This window comes from Anoxybacillus andreesenii, from assembly GCF_030813005.1.
Lineage (GTDB): Bacteria > Bacillota > Bacilli > Bacillales > Cytobacillaceae > Robertmurraya > Robertmurraya andreesenii.
The window spans coordinates 152,285-171,728 of sequence record NZ_JAUSTU010000002.1 but is presented as its reverse complement, the minus strand read 5'-3'; the positions used below and the strand labels follow the sequence as shown (position 1 = coordinate 171,728).

Below are 19,444 nucleotides of genomic sequence, written 5' to 3'. Positions count from 1 at the left end.
ATCAACATCCAACAGTTGATAAATTACGATAAAAAAACTGCGATTTTTAGATAAAAACGCAGTTTTTTCATTGCTAATTTATTGTGATATCATATGTTATTTTTGTTTTTTGTCCCCAAAAGAGAACCAGTTAATACTTGTATCAGGTCCCTCTTTTAATTCAAAACAATAAGGAAATCTTAATAAAACCTCTTAAATCCATCAAAGCGTTGTTTATAATAGGCTTCGTTTAGATTTGAAATCATAACTCCCTTAGATGAACTTGCATGAATGAATTCATTGTTTCCTAGATAAATCCCCATATGAGAGATTCCCGATTTATAGGTATCATTAAAGAAAACCAAATCTCCCACTTTCGGCGAATCTACATAATAAGATCTGCTGTAATATCCCCCTGTCGATTGGCGGCTAATCTTTGTGCCAAATTCGTTAAAGGCATAGTAGATGAAACCACTGCAATCAAAGCCATTGAGTGTGCTACCGCCCCATAGATATGGAGTTCCTACCCATTTCATCACTTGATTAATCAGATTCATTGCCTCTTGAGCAGGCGCTTCCTCTTTTACAGGATTTTCTTTTTCAGGAGTATAAGATCCTGTAATCTTTAACTTTTGGCCTACATAGATCAAATCAGAAGAAAGATTGTTCATTTCTTTTAGGGCTGATACGGTCATACCGAACTTTGAACTAATAAGTCCCAGTGTATCTCCCTTTTGCACGATATAATCAGATGTGCTAACAGGTTGAGATGGTTTCGTCGCTTGGCTTTGTTCTTTACTTTCCACTTTGTCTGGAGCGGTTGAAGCGACAGACACCTTAAGTTTCTGTCCAGGATAAATAATGTGATGGTCAAGATTATTCCATTTCATTAAATCAGTCAAAGTAATCTTATGTTGACTTGCGATTTTACTTAATGTATCTCCTTTAACTACTGTGTATGTAAGAGTTGCTGTTGCAGGCTTAGAAGACACTGGAGCTATATCGGCTGCAGAAGATGGCTTAGATGTTACCGGAGCTGTAGCGGGACTACTAGGCACAGAAGCTGTTGTAACCTTAAGAATTTGATTCACATAAATCAAATCGGTTGAAAGGTTATTAATAGTCTTTAGCTCGGTAACGCTTGAACTGTGTCTCTTCGCAATTTGCGTCAGCGTATCTCCCTTTTGAACCTGATAGGTACTCGCAAAGGCGTTCGTTACAAAGGTAGATGACAACATAGCAATAGTCGTAATGGCTGCGACCTTTTTCTTCATGATATGACACCTCTCTTTAATTTACGCTGTTATTACCAATATTCTAACATAAACTAACAAACTATTACCCATAAATTTCAACAACAACCGCATAATAATGGGAAACTCCCTTGATTGTCCACCCCACACGGACAAAATCGCTCAAAAGTCCACAGGCGGTACCAGGTACCGCCTGTGGACAGATCGTCACATTTGTCCACCGACGGTACCTGGTACCAACTCATAAGATAATATTCTTCCATAATTTGGTGTATACGCCAATTTGGTTGAATGCTAGAATTTAGGAAGATATAGGAGGTTGGAATGATGAGAAGAATGTACTTAGGGGTAATCGCAGCTGTGTTTTTTATGACTTTTCCCCTCATTTCTACAGCTGCTTCGATCAGCTTCAAGGATGTGAGCACCACCCATTGGGCAAAGGAGGAAATTACATATCTTGCAAACAAAGGACTGATTAAGGGTTATGGGAATGGCATTTTTGCTCCCAATGATCTGATTATCGCTGAGCATGGAGTGCTCATGGTGGAAAGAGCGACGCACACAAATATTTCATTTCTAGAGGACAATCCAAAGAAACCATTGACGAGAGGAGAGGTTGCCAGCCTATTAGCAACGGCTTTCGATCTGCCCGAAGAAGAAGTACACGCTTTCACCGATGTGAATAGCAACAACTCGTATTATCAGGCCATTAGTCAGCTCACCTCTAACCAAATTGCCATTGGATACGAGGATGGCTCCTTTAAACCTGATAAAACAGTAACAAGAGCCGAATTCTCTGTTTTCTTAGCAAGGGTTCTAGATACAAAATTTCGCAAAATTGTGACTCTACAACAACAGGCAGAGCAAAGAATCATCGTAACGGCTACCTCCAAGACCACCGCCAACGTACAGCTCCAGCAGCGAAACGGCACAAAGTGGCAGAATGTCAATACTTCTTACAAAGCCGTCATTGGTAAAAATGGCATTGGCAAAACGAAGGAAGGCGATGGCAAGACGCCGACAGGAACTTATCTTCTTGGGACGGCCTTTGGATGGGGATCAGCGATCTCCAATCTTAGCTACCCATTCAAAAAGGCAACTGCTCATGATTATTGGGTGGATGATGTTACCTCCAGTGATTATAACCAATGGGTCAACTACAACGGGGATCCAATCAAACGATGGAAGTCCTATGAAAAAATGACTCACCCTCTATACAAATACGGGGTTATCGTTCGTTATAATGACGATCCGATTATTTCAGGCAAGGGTAGCGCCATTTTCCTTCATACGAAAAATAGCACAACCAACTATACATTAGGTTGTATTGCGCTCAATGAAAGTGACTTAATCACTATTCTCAAATGGTTAAACGAGACGAAAAAGCCAATTATCATCATAAGATAATCGAGTTTTTTCTTCCATAATTCACTGAAAGATTTCTACAAGTAATCAAGATATAATCAAATTGTAATTTAACTGTAAAAAAACCTATTTTCCAAAATAATAGAAATATAGACATATATTTCTGGAGAAAAATAGGTTTTTTTGCTAGATTGGATGTAGAAAATGGTAGAGAGGGGAAAATAAATGAAGAAATATCTCACAGCCTTCCTAGCGCTGTTGCTGTTTTTTGTGTATGTGCCAGTATCGAAGGCAGCCGATGATATTAAAGGTCATTGGGCTGAAAAAGACCTTCGAGCCCTAGTTGAGAAAGGAATTATGACTGGGTATCCAGATGGAACTTATCAACCGAATAAAGCGATTACGAGAGCTGAATTCGCAAAGCTTGTGATGACCACATTAAAGCAGTTACCAACGGATAATGGGGGATCAACGAATTCAGAAGCTCCAGAAATGAAGGACCTTAACCCTAATGATCCATCTCAATGGTACTATGCGGATGTGATGGCTGCTATTCAGGCAGGAATTATTACTGGGTTTGAAGACAGCACGTTTCGACCAAATCAGAAAATCACGCGTGAACAAATGGCGACGATGATTATGAGAGCTGTAAATGCAAGAGAGATTTATTCAGAACCAGCAACCCTTAGCTTCAAGGACAAGGCCAAAATTCAATCCTACGCAAAAGAACATGTTCAAAGAATTGTCTATCTCGAAATTATGAATGGAATGGATGGAAATGTCTTTGCTCCAGCTCAAGATTCTACTCGTGCTCAGGTTGCAGCTGTATTAGTGCGAATGATTAATAAGATCATGAATGAACCTGAGGTTATCTACACGAACTACAGCCTTACACTAAATGAAATGATTAATAAGCAAATGGCAGTCTCTCCACAAACAGATAAATACCGTAATGATAAAGCATACGTGTCTGGGGATAATCTTACGAACCTTGTAGATGAAAATGGGAAGAAATATGGTTTTATCGAAAATACGACTTCTCTCGATGTCTATGAAGGACCTGGAACAAGTTTCCGCAAGGTTGGGCGGATGACCTCCATTTTAGAGGCACCAACCAAAGTTGAAATCTTGAACGAAGTGGAAAATGATAAACTAGAAAAATGGTATGAAATCAAGTATGGTGCATGGCGCAATGCTAAATCAGAGGATGTTGCCTACTATGTGAATCCCAAAAACTTTACTCCTAATACCAAAGAATACTTTCAGTTTCTGTTGTTGTCAAAAAGAGCGGGAGTGACGGCGACCGAACTAAATAGCAAAATCTTAACCTCTTCAACTGGGATTCTTGCAGGAAAGGGACAAGCCTTTATTGATGCCAGTAAAAAGTATAATATTAATGAAATCTATCTCGTTTCCCATGCTCTGCTAGAAACAGGAAGTGGAAGCTCTAAGCTAGCAAAGGGGATTACAATTGAATCAATTGTGGAACGTGACAGCAAAGGGATCCCTAAACTAGATGAAAACGGTTTGCCAAAAATGAAGACAGTTCCGAAAAAAACGGTATACAATATGTTTGGAATTGGAGCTTATGACAGCTGCCCAGAAGAATGTGGTGCTGAACGTGCCTACAATGAAGGATGGGACACTCCTGAAAAGGCGATTATCGGCGGTGCCAAGTACATCTCAGAGGATTATATCAACAACGCCTCCTACAAGCAGGACACTCTTTATAAAATGAGATGGAATCCAGCAAAACCGGGTACACATCAATATGCCACAGACATTGGCTGGGCAGCAAAGCAGGTAAATCGTATTCATCAGATGTACCAGCTATTAGATTCTTACTTGCTTTACTATGATGTCCCGGTATACAAATAGCAATCGATCAAAGAGAAGTAACACGAAGAGTGCTGCTTCTCTTTTTATAAATTTCCCCCAAATTATTGACGTCTTCATACATCCACAGCAAGAAATTTTGAGAAATTCCCCACCGTTTATGGTATATTATTTAAGAATTAGGCTCTTTTCTCAATATGGTTGTTTGATGCAAAGGATAAGAATACTGCCAATGATCTATGCGGTCTACTCATAAACAGCTGAGAAAAGTGCCTTAGTTATCACATTTGTGGTGCTGTGCTACATTCTAGAGGGAATGGTCGGCATTAGGACCATTCCATAAACATATTCCATGTAAAAACGGCCAAGAATATTTCCCTTGTTAAGGAGAATACAAATGAACTTAGAGAAAGTCGATATTTTGGGAATTCCCTTTGTGAATACAACGAAAGCGCAGTTTGTAAAAAAGCTAGATGAGCACCTTGCCAATCAAGACAAGGTATTTGTCGTAACGGCAAATCCAGAAATTGTCATGAAAGCAAGGGAAGATGAACAATATAAGAAGGTAATCGATCAGGCTACCTATATCACGGCGGATGGAATTGGTGTGGTCAAAGCAGCACAGCTATTAAACAAGCCCATCCCAGAACGAGTGACTGGGTATGATACGATGCTGGATCTCCTCGAGCTTGCACAGGAAAAACAGTATAGCATCTACCTACTAGGCGGGCAGCAGGAAACCTTAGAAAAAGCCGTCGCAAATATTAAAGCCAGCTATCCAAAAATCAATATCGTAGGCCAACATAACGGCTTCTTCGATTGGAGCAGCAACACAATCCAACAGGAAATCAGCGAGAAAAAGCCAGATCTTATTTTTGTGGCCCTCGGCGTTCCTAGACAGGAAAATTGGATTGCGCAAAACCTCTCAGCTTTTGAAAAAGGGGTCTGCATTGGGGTCGGAGGCAGCTTTGATGTCATCGCAGGTACGGTTGAGAGGGCCCCAGAAATGTGGCAAAAGGCCAACCTGGAATGGCTCTATCGGTTAATTAAACAACCAAGTCGTTGGAAAAGGATGCTTGCCCTACCTCGATTTGGTCTCAAAATACTAAAGGTGAAAGTAACGGGAAAATATGAATAACTTCTTAAAAAGCACACTCATTCTAACAATTGCCACCTTAGCATCTAAGATTTTAGGAAGCATATTCCGAATTCCATTGCAAAATATTGCGGGGGACGAGGTATTAGGAATATTCAGTCTCGTCTATCCGGTCTATATGGTGGCCCTAACCCTGTCAGTCGCAGGGATTCCAGTGGCCATCTCTCAGCTTATTTCTCAAGCCACCGTGCAAAACGATTCGGACCGAATTCACAAAATTTACCGAACAGCAACCATATTAACGATTCTATTTGGGGTTATCAGCTTTACTCTTATTTATAGCTTCTCAGGATCCTTAGCAAATATGCTTGGTGGACCAAGTACGAGGCTATCCCTCATTGTAGTTGCTGCGACTTTGCTCATTGCACCATACATGGCTGTCTACCGCGGCTATTTCCAGGGATTCCAGGATATGAGACCAACAGCGGTATCCCAGGTCTTAGAGCAATTTATCCGCGTGGGCTTTATTCTAATCATTGCCTACCTACTGGTGCAGAGAAACGAAACAAGTGAAATTGTCTCAGGTGGGGTCATGTTTGCCTCGATATTAGGAGCATTAGCTTCCACCGTTTTTTTATTATGGACATTTAGCAGGTCATCCCTAAAACCGAAGGCATTATCGAAATACACCTTTCAGCATTTTAAGGACATGAGCAAAACCATTCTGCTCATTTCGCTCCCAATCTGTATCGGAGCGATTACCATGGCGCTTACCAATACGATTGATTCGCTAACCATTCCAATGAGTTTGCGGAATGCGGGGTTTGCAGAGGATAGCATTAATCATACGTACGGAATATACAGCAGGGGACTTACCCTTGTACAGATTGCGACCGTTTTCTCGTCATCGATTGTGCTGCCGCTTATCCCGTTAATGACAAAGACATTGGCGGAGAACAAGATAAAAGAAGCAACCACAATTATTGAAAGAACACACCGCCTCACTCATCTCGTGTCATGGCCCGCGGCATTTGGTTTGTTCGCCTTAACACTACCGCTAAACCTCGCTCTCTTTACAAATTTAGAGGGAAGTGCCGTGCTTAGTGTGATCGGAATTAGTGCTGTGTTTACTTCCCTTTCAATCTTAGGGACAGGCATTCTTCAAGGGATGAATAAGGCGAATATAGCTGCCTACATTATTTTGGCAGCCGTCATCGTCAAGGTAGTAACCAATATGCTCTTTGTCAAATACTTTGGTTTGATTGGAGCCGGGTATTCAACTTTACTGGTCTATGTCATTATATTTGCAGCAAATACGTATGTCATTTGGAAAACGGCTCGTTTCAACATTTGGAACAGGCATACTACAGCGATGGTCGCCTCTTCGCTGGTGATGGGAGCAGTCATTGGAATACCGACACTCTTTTTCCAAATGGAGGCATGGAGCCGGACCCGTGCGCTTCTCTATTCGACTATCGCTATCATGATTGGAGCAGGCATATACTTTGCTTTGCTTTTACTAACCAGAACAATCAAGCTTGAGGAGCTAACCAAGCTTCCTGTAATAAGCAAGCTTTTCAGGAAAACACATAACAATGGGAATACGACATCTCAACAACAGAAGGGGAAGGAGGCAAGGAAATTGAAGAAAATACTATGGGGAATCATCATTCTTTCTCTTCTATTGTCCTTACCTGGTATTACAAGCCGGTTCCAATCAGAATGGAAGAATCGGACCTATGAAATGGTCATGCCGTTTGAAAATGTCGCTGATCTTGTACGTAGAGATCCGCATTTGGAAGAAACTGAGGTTCTTAATCGTCTAAAAGAAGCTGGTTTACAAGGAGTCAGCATCGAGCCAGATACGATTAAGTCCCTTGAGGAAAAAGGGTATGTCACCACCCTCAACTACGAGAAGCTGAAGGAAATGTCCCTATTTGATGAAGAATTCGAACAGCTTATCCCAGAAACTCCATCTGATGGACTATATGTCATCATTCATGAGGGAACAGAAATTACCGATCAAATTGCGACCTCTTTTGAACATACAGAACAGGTTACGTTCAAAGGAAGAGATTTAGTCTTTGTTCAAGGAAAAGAAAAGAAGATTAAGGAAAAACCATTAGGCTTTTCCCCAAGAAAAATTGCGCTCATTAAAGATGAAGGGCTTCCGGTTATCCTTAGACTCCCAAATGTTGATCTTTCGGAGGATCCGTTTCTTTTCGAACAGGTGCTAGAGCTTGCTGGGGATGAGACCAATCGAATCCTCTTCATGGGGGAGGATGTGCTCGGATTTCCACAATCCAATCTCATTCGAAATTACGCAGGACAGTTGAAGGAACATGGATACGGTGCCTATGCCATTGAATTTGACGACCAGAAAGGCTTCCATACTTTAGCTTATATGTTAGATATGAATATCATTCGCTTGCACAGCTTAGCATTAGAAGAGGTTGCCAGCCCTCAAGTGGGGGTAGAGCGGGCTGTTCGTGCGGTGAAGGAGAGAAATATTCGTTCCCTCTTTATCAAAATGGAGGAGGACAAGGACCCACAAGCAACGCTAGAAAAAACAGAGCAGTTCATGCAGGATGTTCAGAAGAGTATGCCAGGACTATTCCATCTTGGAAAGGCACAGCCTTTTGAGGAAATTCATATTCCTACATGGAGCTACATTTTTACCTTGCTTGCGGCGGTTCTCTTTATTTCATTGGCGGTCCTTAGCATCCTAAAGAAAAATTGGTTATTCTACCTGTCTGTTCTCGGATTAGGTGCGGTCAGCCTGCTCTACCTTGTAACGGGTAAAATGATGCTGATTCAAGGCTTAGCCTTGCTCGTGGCTTTGGCAGCACCGGTGTTCGCGATTCTTCCAATTGATGAAAAACGAGGCATCCTTCGTTCCTATGGACGAGCTACCCTCATCAGCTTGTTGGGAATTGCCATCGTCATCGGCATTCTCAATGGCAATGAATTCTTGACAAAAGTTGATGTCTTTAGAGGTGTTATTCTTGTCTATGTATTCCCGATTGCGTTCATGTTCATCTATGCGATTTGGGGAAACATCAAAACCTTGCTTAAATCAAATGTCATCTACTGGCACTTAGCTGTCATTGGAATCATCGGGATTGTTGGACTATACTATATCACCCGAACTGGTAACGAGGGCTCGGTTTCCTCAATTGAGTTAACCATTCGTCAATACCTAGAAAATCTGATGTATGTTAGACCGAGAACGAAGGAGTTTCTCATTGGCTTCCCGCTCTATGTACTAGGCCTATATTTCGTTCCGAAGAATAAAAAAGTAGCCGTGCTCCTATTTATTCCGGGAGTCATCGGCTTTCTATCAATCGTCAATACGTTTACCCATTTGCATATTCCGATTTATGTGTCGCTTCTACGCACAGCCTATAGCCTTGTGCTTGGACTAATCGTCGGTTTTGTCTTCATCTATCTTTATAAATTGGCTACGAAAATCTATCATAGCCAAATCAAGCCGAGGTGGTTTTCGTGAGAATCGTTCTTTCAGGCTACTACGGTTTTGATAATGTTGGGGATGAAGCCATTCTATATTCGATCATTCAGGCCTTAAGAGAAGAGGATGCTGGAATTAAGATAACGGTGCTATCCAATCAGCCCTCGAAGACGGAAAGGGTCTATGGAGTTGATGCGGTAAACCGCTGGAGCATGAAGGAGGTCTTTTCCGCTTTGAAAAAAGCAGATGGCCTCATCAGCGGGGGAGGAAGCCTGCTGCAGGATGAAACAGGCTTCCGCTCCATCCCTTATTACACGGGGATTATGAAGATGGCTCAAATGCTGGGCAAGCCAGTGTTTGTATATGCACAGGGAATGGGCCCGATTAACAAAGGCTATAATCGAAAAATCGTGAAGCATATTCTGAAGCGAACACAGATAACGGTTCGTGATCAAGCTTCTAAAAATTTGTTAACGGAAATCGGATTACCCAATCCAATTGATATCGTGCCTGATCCTGTATTGGGAATTTCCTTGCAATCACAGCAAAGCGATTGGTGGGATGCCCAAGGCTTTGAAGGCCCTGTGTTGACGGTGTCCGTACGGGACTGGTCTTCACCTGTGAGTTTTAAGGAGAAAATCGCTAAAAGCTTAGACCAGGCTGCGGGGGATGGGGCGACGATCGTATTTATCCCAATGCATGGTGAGCATGACGACCAAACATCCAAGGAAGTAGCTGGAATGATGACAGCGACAAGCCACATCGCCCCATACGATGCATCCATAGAGGAGAAAATTTTAATGATCGGCCAATCCAATCTACTTGTCGGTATGAGGCTCCATGCTCTTATTTTTGCTAGTGTGGTGGAGACCCCATTTATCGCCCTTTCCTACGATCCGAAGATTGATGCCTTTGCAGAAATCAGCGGCCAGGCAGTAGCGGGCCATGTGAATGAGACGGGCTGGGATGAGCACTCCATCTACCAGCTCATCGCGAATAAGCTTGAGCATGAGCAGGAGGAAATAGCACAATTGCGAGAAAAAATCCTTCCGCTTCGACAAAAAGCGAAGGAAACTGCACTTCAAGCGCTTGAATATTTCAAATCCTATTAAGAGTCCTTGTAAAAGAGGGCTCTTTTTTAGTTTTTTAGCGGAAGAAATCCCCTTCGATATCGGTCAAACCCAATGCCCTATGAATCTTTCGTCTTATTTTTAGTATTTGCGACAAGGATTTCCAAAAATATGTTACAATATGACAGAATGATACTTTAATAGGGAGGGTAGAACAACAAATGCTACAGAAATTCGTCTATCGTATCTCCATCCTTGTCGTAGCCTGTCTATTTCTCACATCCTTGGCGAGCAAGGAGGCATATGCGAGCCTAAAGGACATCCCAACCAGCTATGCCAAAGAGATTAACTATCTCCTAGACCGGAATGTTGTCACGGGATACCCCGACAAAACCTTTGGTCCAAAGCTGAATGTGACAAGAGAAGAAGCAGTAACGATGGTAGGAAGGGCACTTGGCTATAATGGCAAAGAGCGCCAAACCTCCTTCAAGGATGTCCCAGCAACCGCCTGGTCTTCAGGCTATATTGAAACAGCTTATCAGAATAAGCTTCTCACAAAACCCTCAGATGGAAAATTCCGTCCCAAGGACAAGATGACAAGAGGAGAAATGGCTTACCTCATTCAAAGGGCTTTTAACCTCACAGAAAAAGGAACAGTCTCCATTTCTGATGTCAAAGCATCTGGCGCATTATATGAGGCAATCAATGCGATTGTAACAGCGGGTCTATCCAACGGCTATCCCGATGGAACCTTCAAACCGAATAATGCGATGACAAGGGAAGAGTTTGCTTTATTCGTCGCTCGGGGGCTGAACAAAGATTTCCGTGTCTCCATGAATCTGGAACCAATTGGTGAAGCGTATGTGAACGCAAGCTCCTTGAACGTACGTACAGGTCCAAGTACCAGTTATTCAGTTGTTGGGGCCCTTGCAAACGGAACATTAGTGACGATCTACAAGGAGGAAGGCAGCTGGGTATACATATCGGCTGGCAGCTTGCGTGGTTATGTCAACCAAAACTATTTAGTAGACACTCTACCAACACCACCAACCCAAGAACCGGCACCGACCCCATCGACTGAGAAAATTATCGCCATTGATGCGGGCCATGGTGGGAAGGACCCAGGCGCCGTTGCCAACGGTCTCCAGGAAAAAGAAATCAACTTGGCTATCGCCTTAAAGGTTGAAAAAATCCTCAAGGATAAAGGATATACCGTCGTCATGACACGAACCGATGACACCTTCTTAGAATTAAGCGAACGTGTCGATGTAGCCGTCAAACAGAAAGCAGACACATTTGTCAGCATTCATACGAACTCAGCGGCTAATAGTAGTGCCAGTGGAACAGAAACATACTACAGCACGGCAGCCTTAAATCCAAGAGCAGAAAATAGCAAGAAGCTTGCGACGTTTATCCAGGACCGTCTATATAAAGCGTTAGGAACCTCAAATCGGGGTGTCAAAGAGGCTGGATTTCACGTCATTAAGAAGACCCCACTGCCATCTGCATTAGTAGAACTGGGGTTCATTACGAACAAAAATGATTCTACAAAGCTAGCTTCAGAAGAATATCGGGATAAAGCAGCCGAAGCTATTGCATTAGGAATTGTAGACTACTATAATTGGAGAAAATAGAAAACGGACAACCTGCTTTGTCCGTTTTTTTTATGAATCACAGCTTGCTAGACAAGGAGAATCAGCGATGAAAAAACAATTCCTTCTCTTTTTAACCACTATTCTATTAATCATGAACATCCCTCTTTATCCTTCGGCTGAGCAGGGGAGCGAGAGAGTCCTAATTTTATTTAAGAACTCAATAGATGGACAGCTTCTTCAGGATGAATCGGTTGAAATTCATCATATTTATGATAGTGTTTCGGCAGTTTCGGCAACTGTTCCCTCTTCCAAGCTAGCATCCCTGCGGAGTCAACCGAATATTTTAAAAATTGAATCTGATCACCCGGTTGAAACGAGTGAGCAAATTGAAAATTGGGGCTTTAGACAGGTCCTCGCAAATGAAGCGAAAACCAATGGCTGGACAGGAAAAGGCGTGAAAGTCGGTATTATCGATACAGGGATACGTCCTAATCACCCAGATCTGAAAATTGCTGGTGGTGTTACTTTTGTAGAAGGAACCAGCTCTTATGCGGACGATGAAGGTCATGGCACCCATGTAGCTGGCATCATTGGAGCCCTTGATAATGATATTGGTACAGTAGGGGTAGCACCTGAAGCGCAAATTTATGCGATTAAGGCTCTAAATAATACAGGGGTTGGCAACCTGTCTGACGTTCTTGCTGGAATCGAATGGGGCATCGAGAATAACCTAGATATCATCAATTTAAGCTTGACCTCCGAACAAGGCTCTTCCATTCTTGAAAGAGTCCTAGACAAAGCTTATAACCGTGGAATCCTAATTGTTGCCGCATCGGGAAACACACAGACAACCCTACCAGCTACAACGGATGTTCTATATCCTGCGAGATATCAAAGTGTGATTGCGGTAGGTTCTGTGAACAACAATCTAAATAAATCAAGATTTTCCTATTTTGGCCCATCATTAGAATTTGTGGCGCCTGGGGAAAAAATCTATAGTACTTATAATCAACCAGACTATCAATACAGTTATGGAACGTCGATGGCCGCACCCTATGTGGCAGGAATCGCAGCTTTATACAAACAAGCCTATCCAGAATTAAATCACAGGCAGATTCGTGAGCTCATGCAAAATAATGCTGTTGATTTGGGAGAGCCAGGGAAGGATAAGAACTTCGGCTACGGGTTAGTTCAAGCACCAACGACGGCAAGAGTCTTTGCAGACGTTCCAACTGGTGAGTGGTACGCTGACGAAATCAGCTATCTTTATAAGAAGGGAATCGTAACGGGTTACGATGACAAAAAGTTTCTCCCTAACCACCCAGTCAATCGTGCAGAAGCGATAACGATGATCGGGAGAGCCTTAGAATATGATGGGACACTGCGCACAACACGATATACAGATGTAAGTAGCGGACATTTCGCTTCAGGATATATTGAAAAGGCTAGTGAAGAACAAATTATCACTGGATACCCAGGCGGCAGCTTTAAACCGAATGCTTCCATTATCCGAGGAGATGTGGCAGTCATGCTGGAAAGAGCCTATCACTACACATCTTCAACGAAATCCGGTTTTTCTGACGTGAAGAATGACAAATATTACGCGGATTCTATTTATGCTTTGGTAGACAATCAAATTTCAGAGGGATACCCAGATAAGACATTCAAACCATTGAACAACATCACAAGAGCAGAATTCTCTGTCTTTCTTGCAAGGGTGTTGGATGCTTCCTTTCGATAAATCATATGAAACCATCAAAAAAAGCGAATGACCATAGCGGCCATTCGCTTTTTTATTTTACTTTTTAAGTGCACTATATAATAAGGAAGAGAACTCGGCTCTTGTTGTTTTCTTTTCTGCTTTGAAGGTTTGATCCTCATAGCCCTTCACGATCTGATGAGATGCCAACGTTTGAATAGAATCATAAGCCCAGAATCCAGAAGACAAATCCTTGAACGAAATCTCAGCTCCGTTTTGCTTCAATTGAAACGCTCTTGTAATCAGAGTCGCAACCTCTGCACGTGTAATCGGCTCATCGGGCTTAAAGACATTCCCTTCATAGCCATTAAAGAACTGACTCTCTGTGGCAGCAGCAATAAAGTTCACTGCCCAATGTTCTTTTGGAACATCTTCGTAGGCGGTTGTATTTGTGCTAGAAGCCTTCAAGGTGAACGTTGAGCTTAGCATCTTCGCTGCCTCAGCTCTTGTAATCGCTTTCTCTGGGTGGAAGACATTCCCGTCATATCCGCTAATAATCCCTCTATTGCTCAGCTCAAGAACGGGTTCATACATCCAAGAAGAAGAAGGAACATCAACATATTCTCCTGGTGCAAGTTCATCCTCTATCACACGCTTCGCCCCAACATAGCGGCTGCCCCAATAATAGGGGTCATTCAGGGAATCAATCTTGACACCCTTAGAAGTGGTTGCTGAGATAAACTTAAGATCTCCTATGTATATTCCGACATGAGAAATGCTTGAACTCGTGGTGGTAAAAAAGACAAGGTCTCCAGCCTTCAAATCTTCTTTCTTCACGGTTTCCCCAACGGTATTCTGTTCCTTTGAGGTTCGAGGCAAGGTAATTCCAACCTTATCAAAAACAAAGCTGGTGAAACCCGAGCAATCAAATCCAGCTGTCGTCGTTCCTCCATACTTATAAGGAACGCCAATATAGTCTTCTGCGATAGATACGACCTTCTTCCCTAAATCCTCTGCTGCTTCTCCCTTCAATGAGAACATAGAGGAGAGAGTGAAGATGGCGATCAAAACAAAAGTGAAACGTTTCCTCATAGCATCAACTCCTGGACAAGTTTCGACTAAATCTCTGATTATTATTCTATCACGATATCGAAACCTGTTCGTTTACAGTTGTGTAACAAATAGAAGACAAAATCATGAAGAATAGTAGACACTAGATGGTAAAATTGTTATAATTATGGCTAATTTGGGAAATGAAATAGTTATTAATAGACAAATTACACCAAAATATGATAGTTTATAGGAAACTAGCAACTATTACCTGTTGAAAATCCCCACAAATAAGGTAAGATAAAGGAGTAACAGGTAAATAAAACAAGAATATAAGATTACTGGAAAATGAGAAAAAAGTTGACTCACCATTTTTTGTCACTTATACTTAGTCTTGTATTCATCTGCTTTACATTGGGTTTAACTAGTTTGTGAGGTTTATACATACGTCAAGAGCAAGGGTTCTCCCGAACAATGGCATAAAAAATCTCGGAAACTAGTCAATAATTTATGTATTTTATATTAAGGGAGGATATTAGACTTATGGCTTACCAATCAAAGAAACACCGTAAGTTCGTAGCATCTGCTGTTACAGCTGCAGTAGTAGCATCAGCAGTTGCACCAGCAGCTGGATTTGCAGCTGAAAAGAAATTCACAGACACAATTCCTAGCTGGGCTACAAAAGCTGTTGATTACCTAGTAGGTAAAGGAGCAATCGAAGGACATCCAAATGGAACTTTCGCTCCAAACGATAGCTTAACTCGTGCTCAAGCGGCAAAAGTTCTTGCTTTAGCTCTTGATCTTAAGATCGATGACAATGCAAAAACTGACTTTGCTGATACTAAGAACCACTGGGCTTCTAAGTACGTTGCAGCAATTCAAAAAGAAAAGCCAGGCGTAATCAATGGTTACAATGGCAAATTCAATCCAGAAAACAAAATCACTCGTCAAGAAATGGCGAAAATGGTTGTTACTGCTTATAACCTTAAGAAAGATGATGCAGCTGTCATCAATTTCACTGACAACAACGACTGGGGTAAAGCAGAAGTAGAAATCCTTGCTAGCCTTGGAGTTGTAGAAGGTGTTGCTACTGGTAAATTTGGTCCAAACCAAAACGTTACTCGTGCACAAGCAGCTGTATTCGTACACCGTACAGAAGTTCCTTCTGAGCGTGTAGCAGTTGAAACAACTGAAGCTAAGGTTGTTAGTGTAAGTGCGATTAACGCTAAGCAACTTGAAGTTAAGTTTAGCCAAGCTGTTAAAACATCTACAATTATTTCTAATACTACAAATGGTACATTAGCTGCTGGGACTGTAACAGTTTCTCGTACAGTTGCTGACTCTAACAATCCTAATAAAAACGTAACAAGTGTTACAGGGAAATTAAGTGAAGATGGAAAAACTTTAACTTTATCTGCTGCTAGCACTACTTTCTTTGACGGTACTTATGCATTAACGATTTCCGATTCTGTAAAAACAACAAAAGACGAAGCGTTAAAAGCTTATGCTACAACTGTTACTGCTTCTGATAAAGTAGCACCAACAATTAGCAAAGTCGAGTTTAACCCAACAACTGGAAATATCGAAGTAACTACTTCAGAACCTGTAACTGCTGCACCGGAAGTACTACGTGTAAACGGTGCCCCTTTGACAGGATTATCTCCAGTAGCAAACTCAAACAACACTAAATTTTCTGTAGCGAAGCCTGCTTCATTGGCAGCTGGAACTACTGCTTCAGTTTATATTTCTGGTGGAGCTGATTATGCTGGAAATCTTCTAACAGCATACAATGGTAGTGTTGTAATTACTGACGACCAATCAGATTTACAAGTTGTTTCAACTACACAATTAAGCTCTAATTCAGTTAAGATTGTTCTTAACAAAACAATTCAAAGTAACAATACTACTATCGATGGTGCAATTAGCGCTTTAATCGACGGTCAAGCAGTTTCTGCAGCAAATGTTGCATTTGCTAAAGATACAGATGATAGCTCTGGAAAAACAATTATTGCTACTTTTGGAGTAGGCTATACAGCTCCTAATTATTTCTACGGATCTGCAACTAGCAAGAGCGTAACATTTGTTTTTGCAAATAACGTAATTACAGATGTTTTCGGTAAAAAACTAGGTACTACTACACAATCAGTGACAATGAATAAGGATGTTACTGGACCTAAAGCAGTTTCTGCTGCAGTATCAAATGATGGAAAATACATTCTTGTTACATTTGATGAAGTAATCACAAACCTAGTTGCAGGTACTTCAAATGCTAATGTTACATTACGCAAAGATGGCGTAGCAGTAGCAATGAATGGTGGAAACGCAATTGTTGGTATTATTGCTGATGCAAACGGAGATAATAAAGTTTTACGAATTTCTCCAGATAATACTGTTGATTTAGCAGCAGGAACTTATACTGTACGCCTTAATTCTGGTACAGTTGCTGATAGCCATACTAACACAGCTGATGTTGTTACAGTTAATGCAACTGTATCTGCAACAAGTTCAAACCTAAAAGCAACAATTACTAACCTAAATGGAACTAACAACCAGTTCCGTGTAGAGTATAATGATGCTGTTAACAACTCTGCTTTAGACAGAACAAACTATACTCTAGATGGCCGAGTACTTCCAGAGGGTACAGACATTTACTTTGCTGACTCAACTAAAAAACTTGTAAATATAATTTTACCAGCAAATTCAGTTGATGTTGGTGCTGTTGGTGGCTCTACTTCAGCAAACAATGCGACTTTAGGTGTTTCAAATGTTAATACTGCTGGTGGTAAAGTTGTAGTTTCAACATCTGCTACTGTAAAAGTTCAAGATAATACTCCTGCAGTTTTACAAAGCGCAAGCTTAATAGGTGCTAATATCTTAAAACTTACTTTCAATGAAAATATTGCAACTGGAACAGTATTTACTAATGTTACAGATATTTTAGATGACCTAGAGGTTTCTAATGGTACTACAACATTTGCTGCAGGAGATGCAACTCATACAGCTTCAGTTTCTGGAAAGGACTTAATTATTACAATTAATCCTGGTGCATCAAACTGGGCAACTGCAACTACTGGTACAGTAACAGTTAAGACACTTTCAGGTGGAGATGCAGACATTAAGGATGCAAATGGTGTTACTGTTAAGGCTAATGTATCTGTTAATGTAGCAAAATAAGAAAGTATTAATAATGAGATATTTTCTATATCTCATAAGTAATGGATTGGTAGACATTAAGTCTTTCAAGATATGGAAAGCTCTGTGGAGAGAAATCTCCGCGGAGCTTTTCTTTTGGAAGCACAGGGACGGTTCTCCTGCTTCCAACCATAAAGTTGATAACTTGGTTTTTATTTGATTATCATCATAAATATTAAAGAAAAAGAGGAGAGCTGATTATCATTAGTATAGAAATAGCTCTCCTTTTAACCTCTCATTGTTTATGGCATCATATAAATGAGGGTTATGGCATTCAATTTATGCAGGCCCCTAGGGGCCTGCATAAATTAAAAAAACCACTTGTCAACATTCCAAAATACACATACACTTCCTGTTGGGACAACCAAGTGCAGGAGGTATTAAGGAGATGTTGGCAGTGGCCGAGATTAATTATATCAGACATGAAGTAAATACGAAAGATGGGAACTATTCGGAGATAGGTAAGAGAATAGGAAGAGATCCTAGGACGGTAAAGAAGTATACAGAGCAGGAGGATTTCAGCCCAGAGGCTAAACCTAAGCAGAATAGACCCTCTCCAGTTATGGATCCAATTAAACATATCGTTGATGAATGGTTACTAGAAGATTTTAAACAAAAGAAGAAGTTTCGTAAGAAGCACAGGGACGGTTCTCCCGCTTCCTAATAGGTGTGTATGGTTCCATGAGGGGCAAGGGGATAGCTTTTCTCGTCCCAGTATGAGAAAGTGCTAGCCTATGTTAATAGAGCCATGTGGTGATGAAGTGAAATTTCGAAAGGAATTGTCCGTGAAATTGCGGCACATATCTTTCGAAATAACGTACTAGATAACAAGAAAACCACCCCGCGCCGTCACAAGCTAAGGGGTGGTTCTCATAATAAAAATTAATTCTTCAGACAACCACCACCCTGACGGTAGCAGCTGTAGGGAGAAGTGTTAGCGCACTTCTCTCTTTATCTATATCCATTATACATAAAAATATTCTAATTATCTAGAGGCACATGGAGAAGCACGGGGACAGGTACCCCGTCCCACCTTAGTTCGCAGTAACCGAATGAAAGAAGGAACACGGTGAAGAGTAAAATCTCAGAAGCGCCTTCTTTCTGTGTTTTATGGGAAGCACAGGGACGGTTCTCCCGCTTCCTACAACCAGCTTTGATTGGTAGACGTATAGGCTTTCAAATATGGGCATCCTTACGGAGTGGGATTTCCGTGTTTTTTTTTGAAAGCCTATATCCAAATAAGAGATATAATATGAGGCTGTTTTCGTACGGATTGTTGTTTTGGAATGGCTCTAATGCCAGCCATTCCTCTTTATACGTAGCATGTGATACGCATTTTGCAAGCAGCTCGTTTCTCCGTCTCATTAATAATTATACGAGCAAAATCACTAGTTTAGCTTGATTATATTATCCAAAAGCAACAATGTTTGAGAAAAGAGCCTAATATAATCCTGTTGCACGTCCTAATACGATACGTGTATCAGTTTTTTATAATGGTGGATATCTAATTACCCTAGAAAAAATTTTGAATACATAATGACCATTCTCCTCCATGCCTTTATATTTTATTTAGATGAGAGTTGTAGGTGATGAGAAAGGTGTTGGCAGGCTTGCTTGTAAAACACTTCAGAATCAAAATGTTGACCAATTATTCAAAATTGGCAATGAAATATGTTTTAGAATAGGATATGATAGAATCAGATCATTACTTTTCTCAACATTATTCTGTTACACACGTAAGACCTCTTTTTGTAAACTATCCACGTAAAAAATTCTAATTTTAATCAGATTTACTGAGCCTTTCCCTTAGACCGTAATTCATCAAGCGTTATAATTCACT

Annotated in this window: 11 protein-coding genes and 2 pseudogenes; 10 read left to right on the top strand and 3 right to left on the bottom strand. The window is 41.1% G+C overall.

The features are described 5' to 3' along the window. Positions 1-179: 179 nt before the first annotated feature. Both J2S07_RS02795 and J2S07_RS02790 read right to left on the bottom strand, forming a co-directional pair. Entirely contained in the window at positions 180-1,253 is a 1,074-nt protein-coding gene (locus tag J2S07_RS02795; protein WP_307148877.1) for a C40 family peptidase, read from the bottom strand. A 64-nt stretch (positions 1,254-1,317) separates the two neighbouring features. After that, a complete protein-coding gene (locus J2S07_RS02790; protein ID WP_307148876.1) occupies positions 1,318-1,443 on the bottom strand; it encodes a hypothetical protein in 126 nt (41 codons plus the stop codon). A 116-nt stretch (positions 1,444-1,559) separates the two neighbouring features. Between J2S07_RS02790 and J2S07_RS02785 the strand changes: the two genes are divergently transcribed. From J2S07_RS02785 to J2S07_RS02755, 8 genes and pseudogenes are all read left to right on the top strand, one after another. Continuing rightward, positions 1,560-2,639: an S-layer homology domain-containing protein gene (locus tag J2S07_RS02785; protein ID WP_307148875.1), complete on the top strand. Its 1,080-nt coding sequence runs from the start codon at positions 1,560-1,562 to the stop codon at positions 2,637-2,639. Between the two features lie 183 nt (positions 2,640-2,822). Then, positions 2,823-3,407: pseudogene (locus tag J2S07_RS21905) on the top strand (S-layer homology domain-containing protein); the annotation flags it as partial. Positions 3,408-3,953: 546 nt separating this feature from the next. Continuing rightward, positions 3,954-4,475: pseudogene (locus tag J2S07_RS21900) on the top strand (N-acetylglucosaminidase); the annotation flags it as partial. Between the two features lie 355 nt (positions 4,476-4,830). Then, complete coding sequence (locus J2S07_RS02775) at positions 4,831-5,571, top strand: WecB/TagA/CpsF family glycosyltransferase (protein WP_307148873.1); 741 nt, start codon at positions 4,831-4,833, stop codon at positions 5,569-5,571. Further along, positions 5,564-9,037 carry a DUF5693 family protein gene (locus tag J2S07_RS02770; protein ID WP_307148872.1) on the top strand — a complete coding sequence of 1,158 codons (3,474 nt, stop codon included), beginning with the start codon at positions 5,564-5,566 and terminating at the stop codon, positions 9,035-9,037. Before J2S07_RS02775 ends, J2S07_RS02770 begins: the two co-directional genes overlap by 8 nt. After that, the gene (gene csaB, locus J2S07_RS02765; RefSeq protein WP_307148871.1) at positions 9,034-10,110 is read left to right on the top strand and encodes a polysaccharide pyruvyl transferase CsaB; all 1,077 of its coding nucleotides are present in this window, start codon (positions 9,034-9,036) and stop codon (positions 10,108-10,110) included. Before J2S07_RS02770 ends, csaB begins: the two co-directional genes overlap by 4 nt. Before the next feature lie 179 nt (positions 10,111-10,289). Next, positions 10,290-11,702, top strand: coding sequence for an N-acetylmuramoyl-L-alanine amidase (locus J2S07_RS02760; protein ID WP_307148870.1), 1,413 nt, complete (start codon positions 10,290-10,292; stop codon positions 11,700-11,702). Positions 11,703-11,769: 67 nt separating this feature from the next. After that, positions 11,770-13,404: a S8 family peptidase gene (locus J2S07_RS02755; protein WP_307148869.1), complete on the top strand. Its 1,635-nt coding sequence runs from the start codon at positions 11,770-11,772 to the stop codon at positions 13,402-13,404. Positions 13,405-13,461: 57 nt separating this feature from the next. Here J2S07_RS02755 and J2S07_RS02750 read toward each other — a convergent pair whose 3' ends face one another. Next, positions 13,462-14,454 (bottom strand): C40 family peptidase, encoded by a 993-nt coding sequence (locus tag J2S07_RS02750; protein ID WP_307148868.1) that lies wholly within the window; start codon positions 14,452-14,454, stop codon positions 13,462-13,464. A gap of 501 nt (positions 14,455-14,955) precedes the next feature. On the opposite strand from J2S07_RS02750, the gene J2S07_RS02745 reads away from it, so the two are divergent. Together J2S07_RS02745 and J2S07_RS02740 are read left to right on the top strand one after the other, a co-directional pair. Beyond that, positions 14,956-17,586: an S-layer homology domain-containing protein gene (locus J2S07_RS02745; RefSeq protein WP_307148867.1), complete on the top strand. Its 2,631-nt coding sequence runs from the start codon at positions 14,956-14,958 to the stop codon at positions 17,584-17,586. 415 nt (positions 17,587-18,001) lie between these two features. Next, positions 18,002-18,268, top strand: a complete 267-nt coding sequence (locus tag J2S07_RS02740) for a hypothetical protein (protein WP_307148866.1) — start codon at positions 18,002-18,004, stop codon at positions 18,266-18,268. Positions 18,269-19,444 lie beyond the last annotated feature (1,176 nt).

Excerpts from the sequence above, each read along its gene's own strand:
- J2S07_RS02795 (WP_307148877.1), bottom strand. The coding sequence starts at position 1,253 with ATGAAGAAAAAGGTCGCAGCCATTACGACTATTGCTATGTTGTCATCT.
- J2S07_RS02785 (WP_307148875.1), top strand. The coding sequence starts at position 1,560 with ATGAGAAGAATGTACTTAGGGGTAATCGCAGCTGTGTTTTTTATGACT.
- J2S07_RS02775 (WP_307148873.1), top strand. The coding sequence starts at position 4,831 with ATGAACTTAGAGAAAGTCGATATTTTGGGAATTCCCTTTGTGAATACA.
- J2S07_RS02770 (WP_307148872.1), top strand. The coding sequence starts at position 5,564 with ATGAATAACTTCTTAAAAAGCACACTCATTCTAACAATTGCCACCTTA.
- J2S07_RS02760 (WP_307148870.1), top strand. The coding sequence starts at position 10,290 with ATGCTACAGAAATTCGTCTATCGTATCTCCATCCTTGTCGTAGCCTGT.
- J2S07_RS02755 (WP_307148869.1), top strand. The coding sequence starts at position 11,770 with ATGAAAAAACAATTCCTTCTCTTTTTAACCACTATTCTATTAATCATG.
- J2S07_RS02750 (WP_307148868.1), bottom strand. The coding sequence starts at position 14,454 with ATGAGGAAACGTTTCACTTTTGTTTTGATCGCCATCTTCACTCTCTCC.
- J2S07_RS02745 (WP_307148867.1), top strand. The coding sequence starts at position 14,956 with ATGGCTTACCAATCAAAGAAACACCGTAAGTTCGTAGCATCTGCTGTT.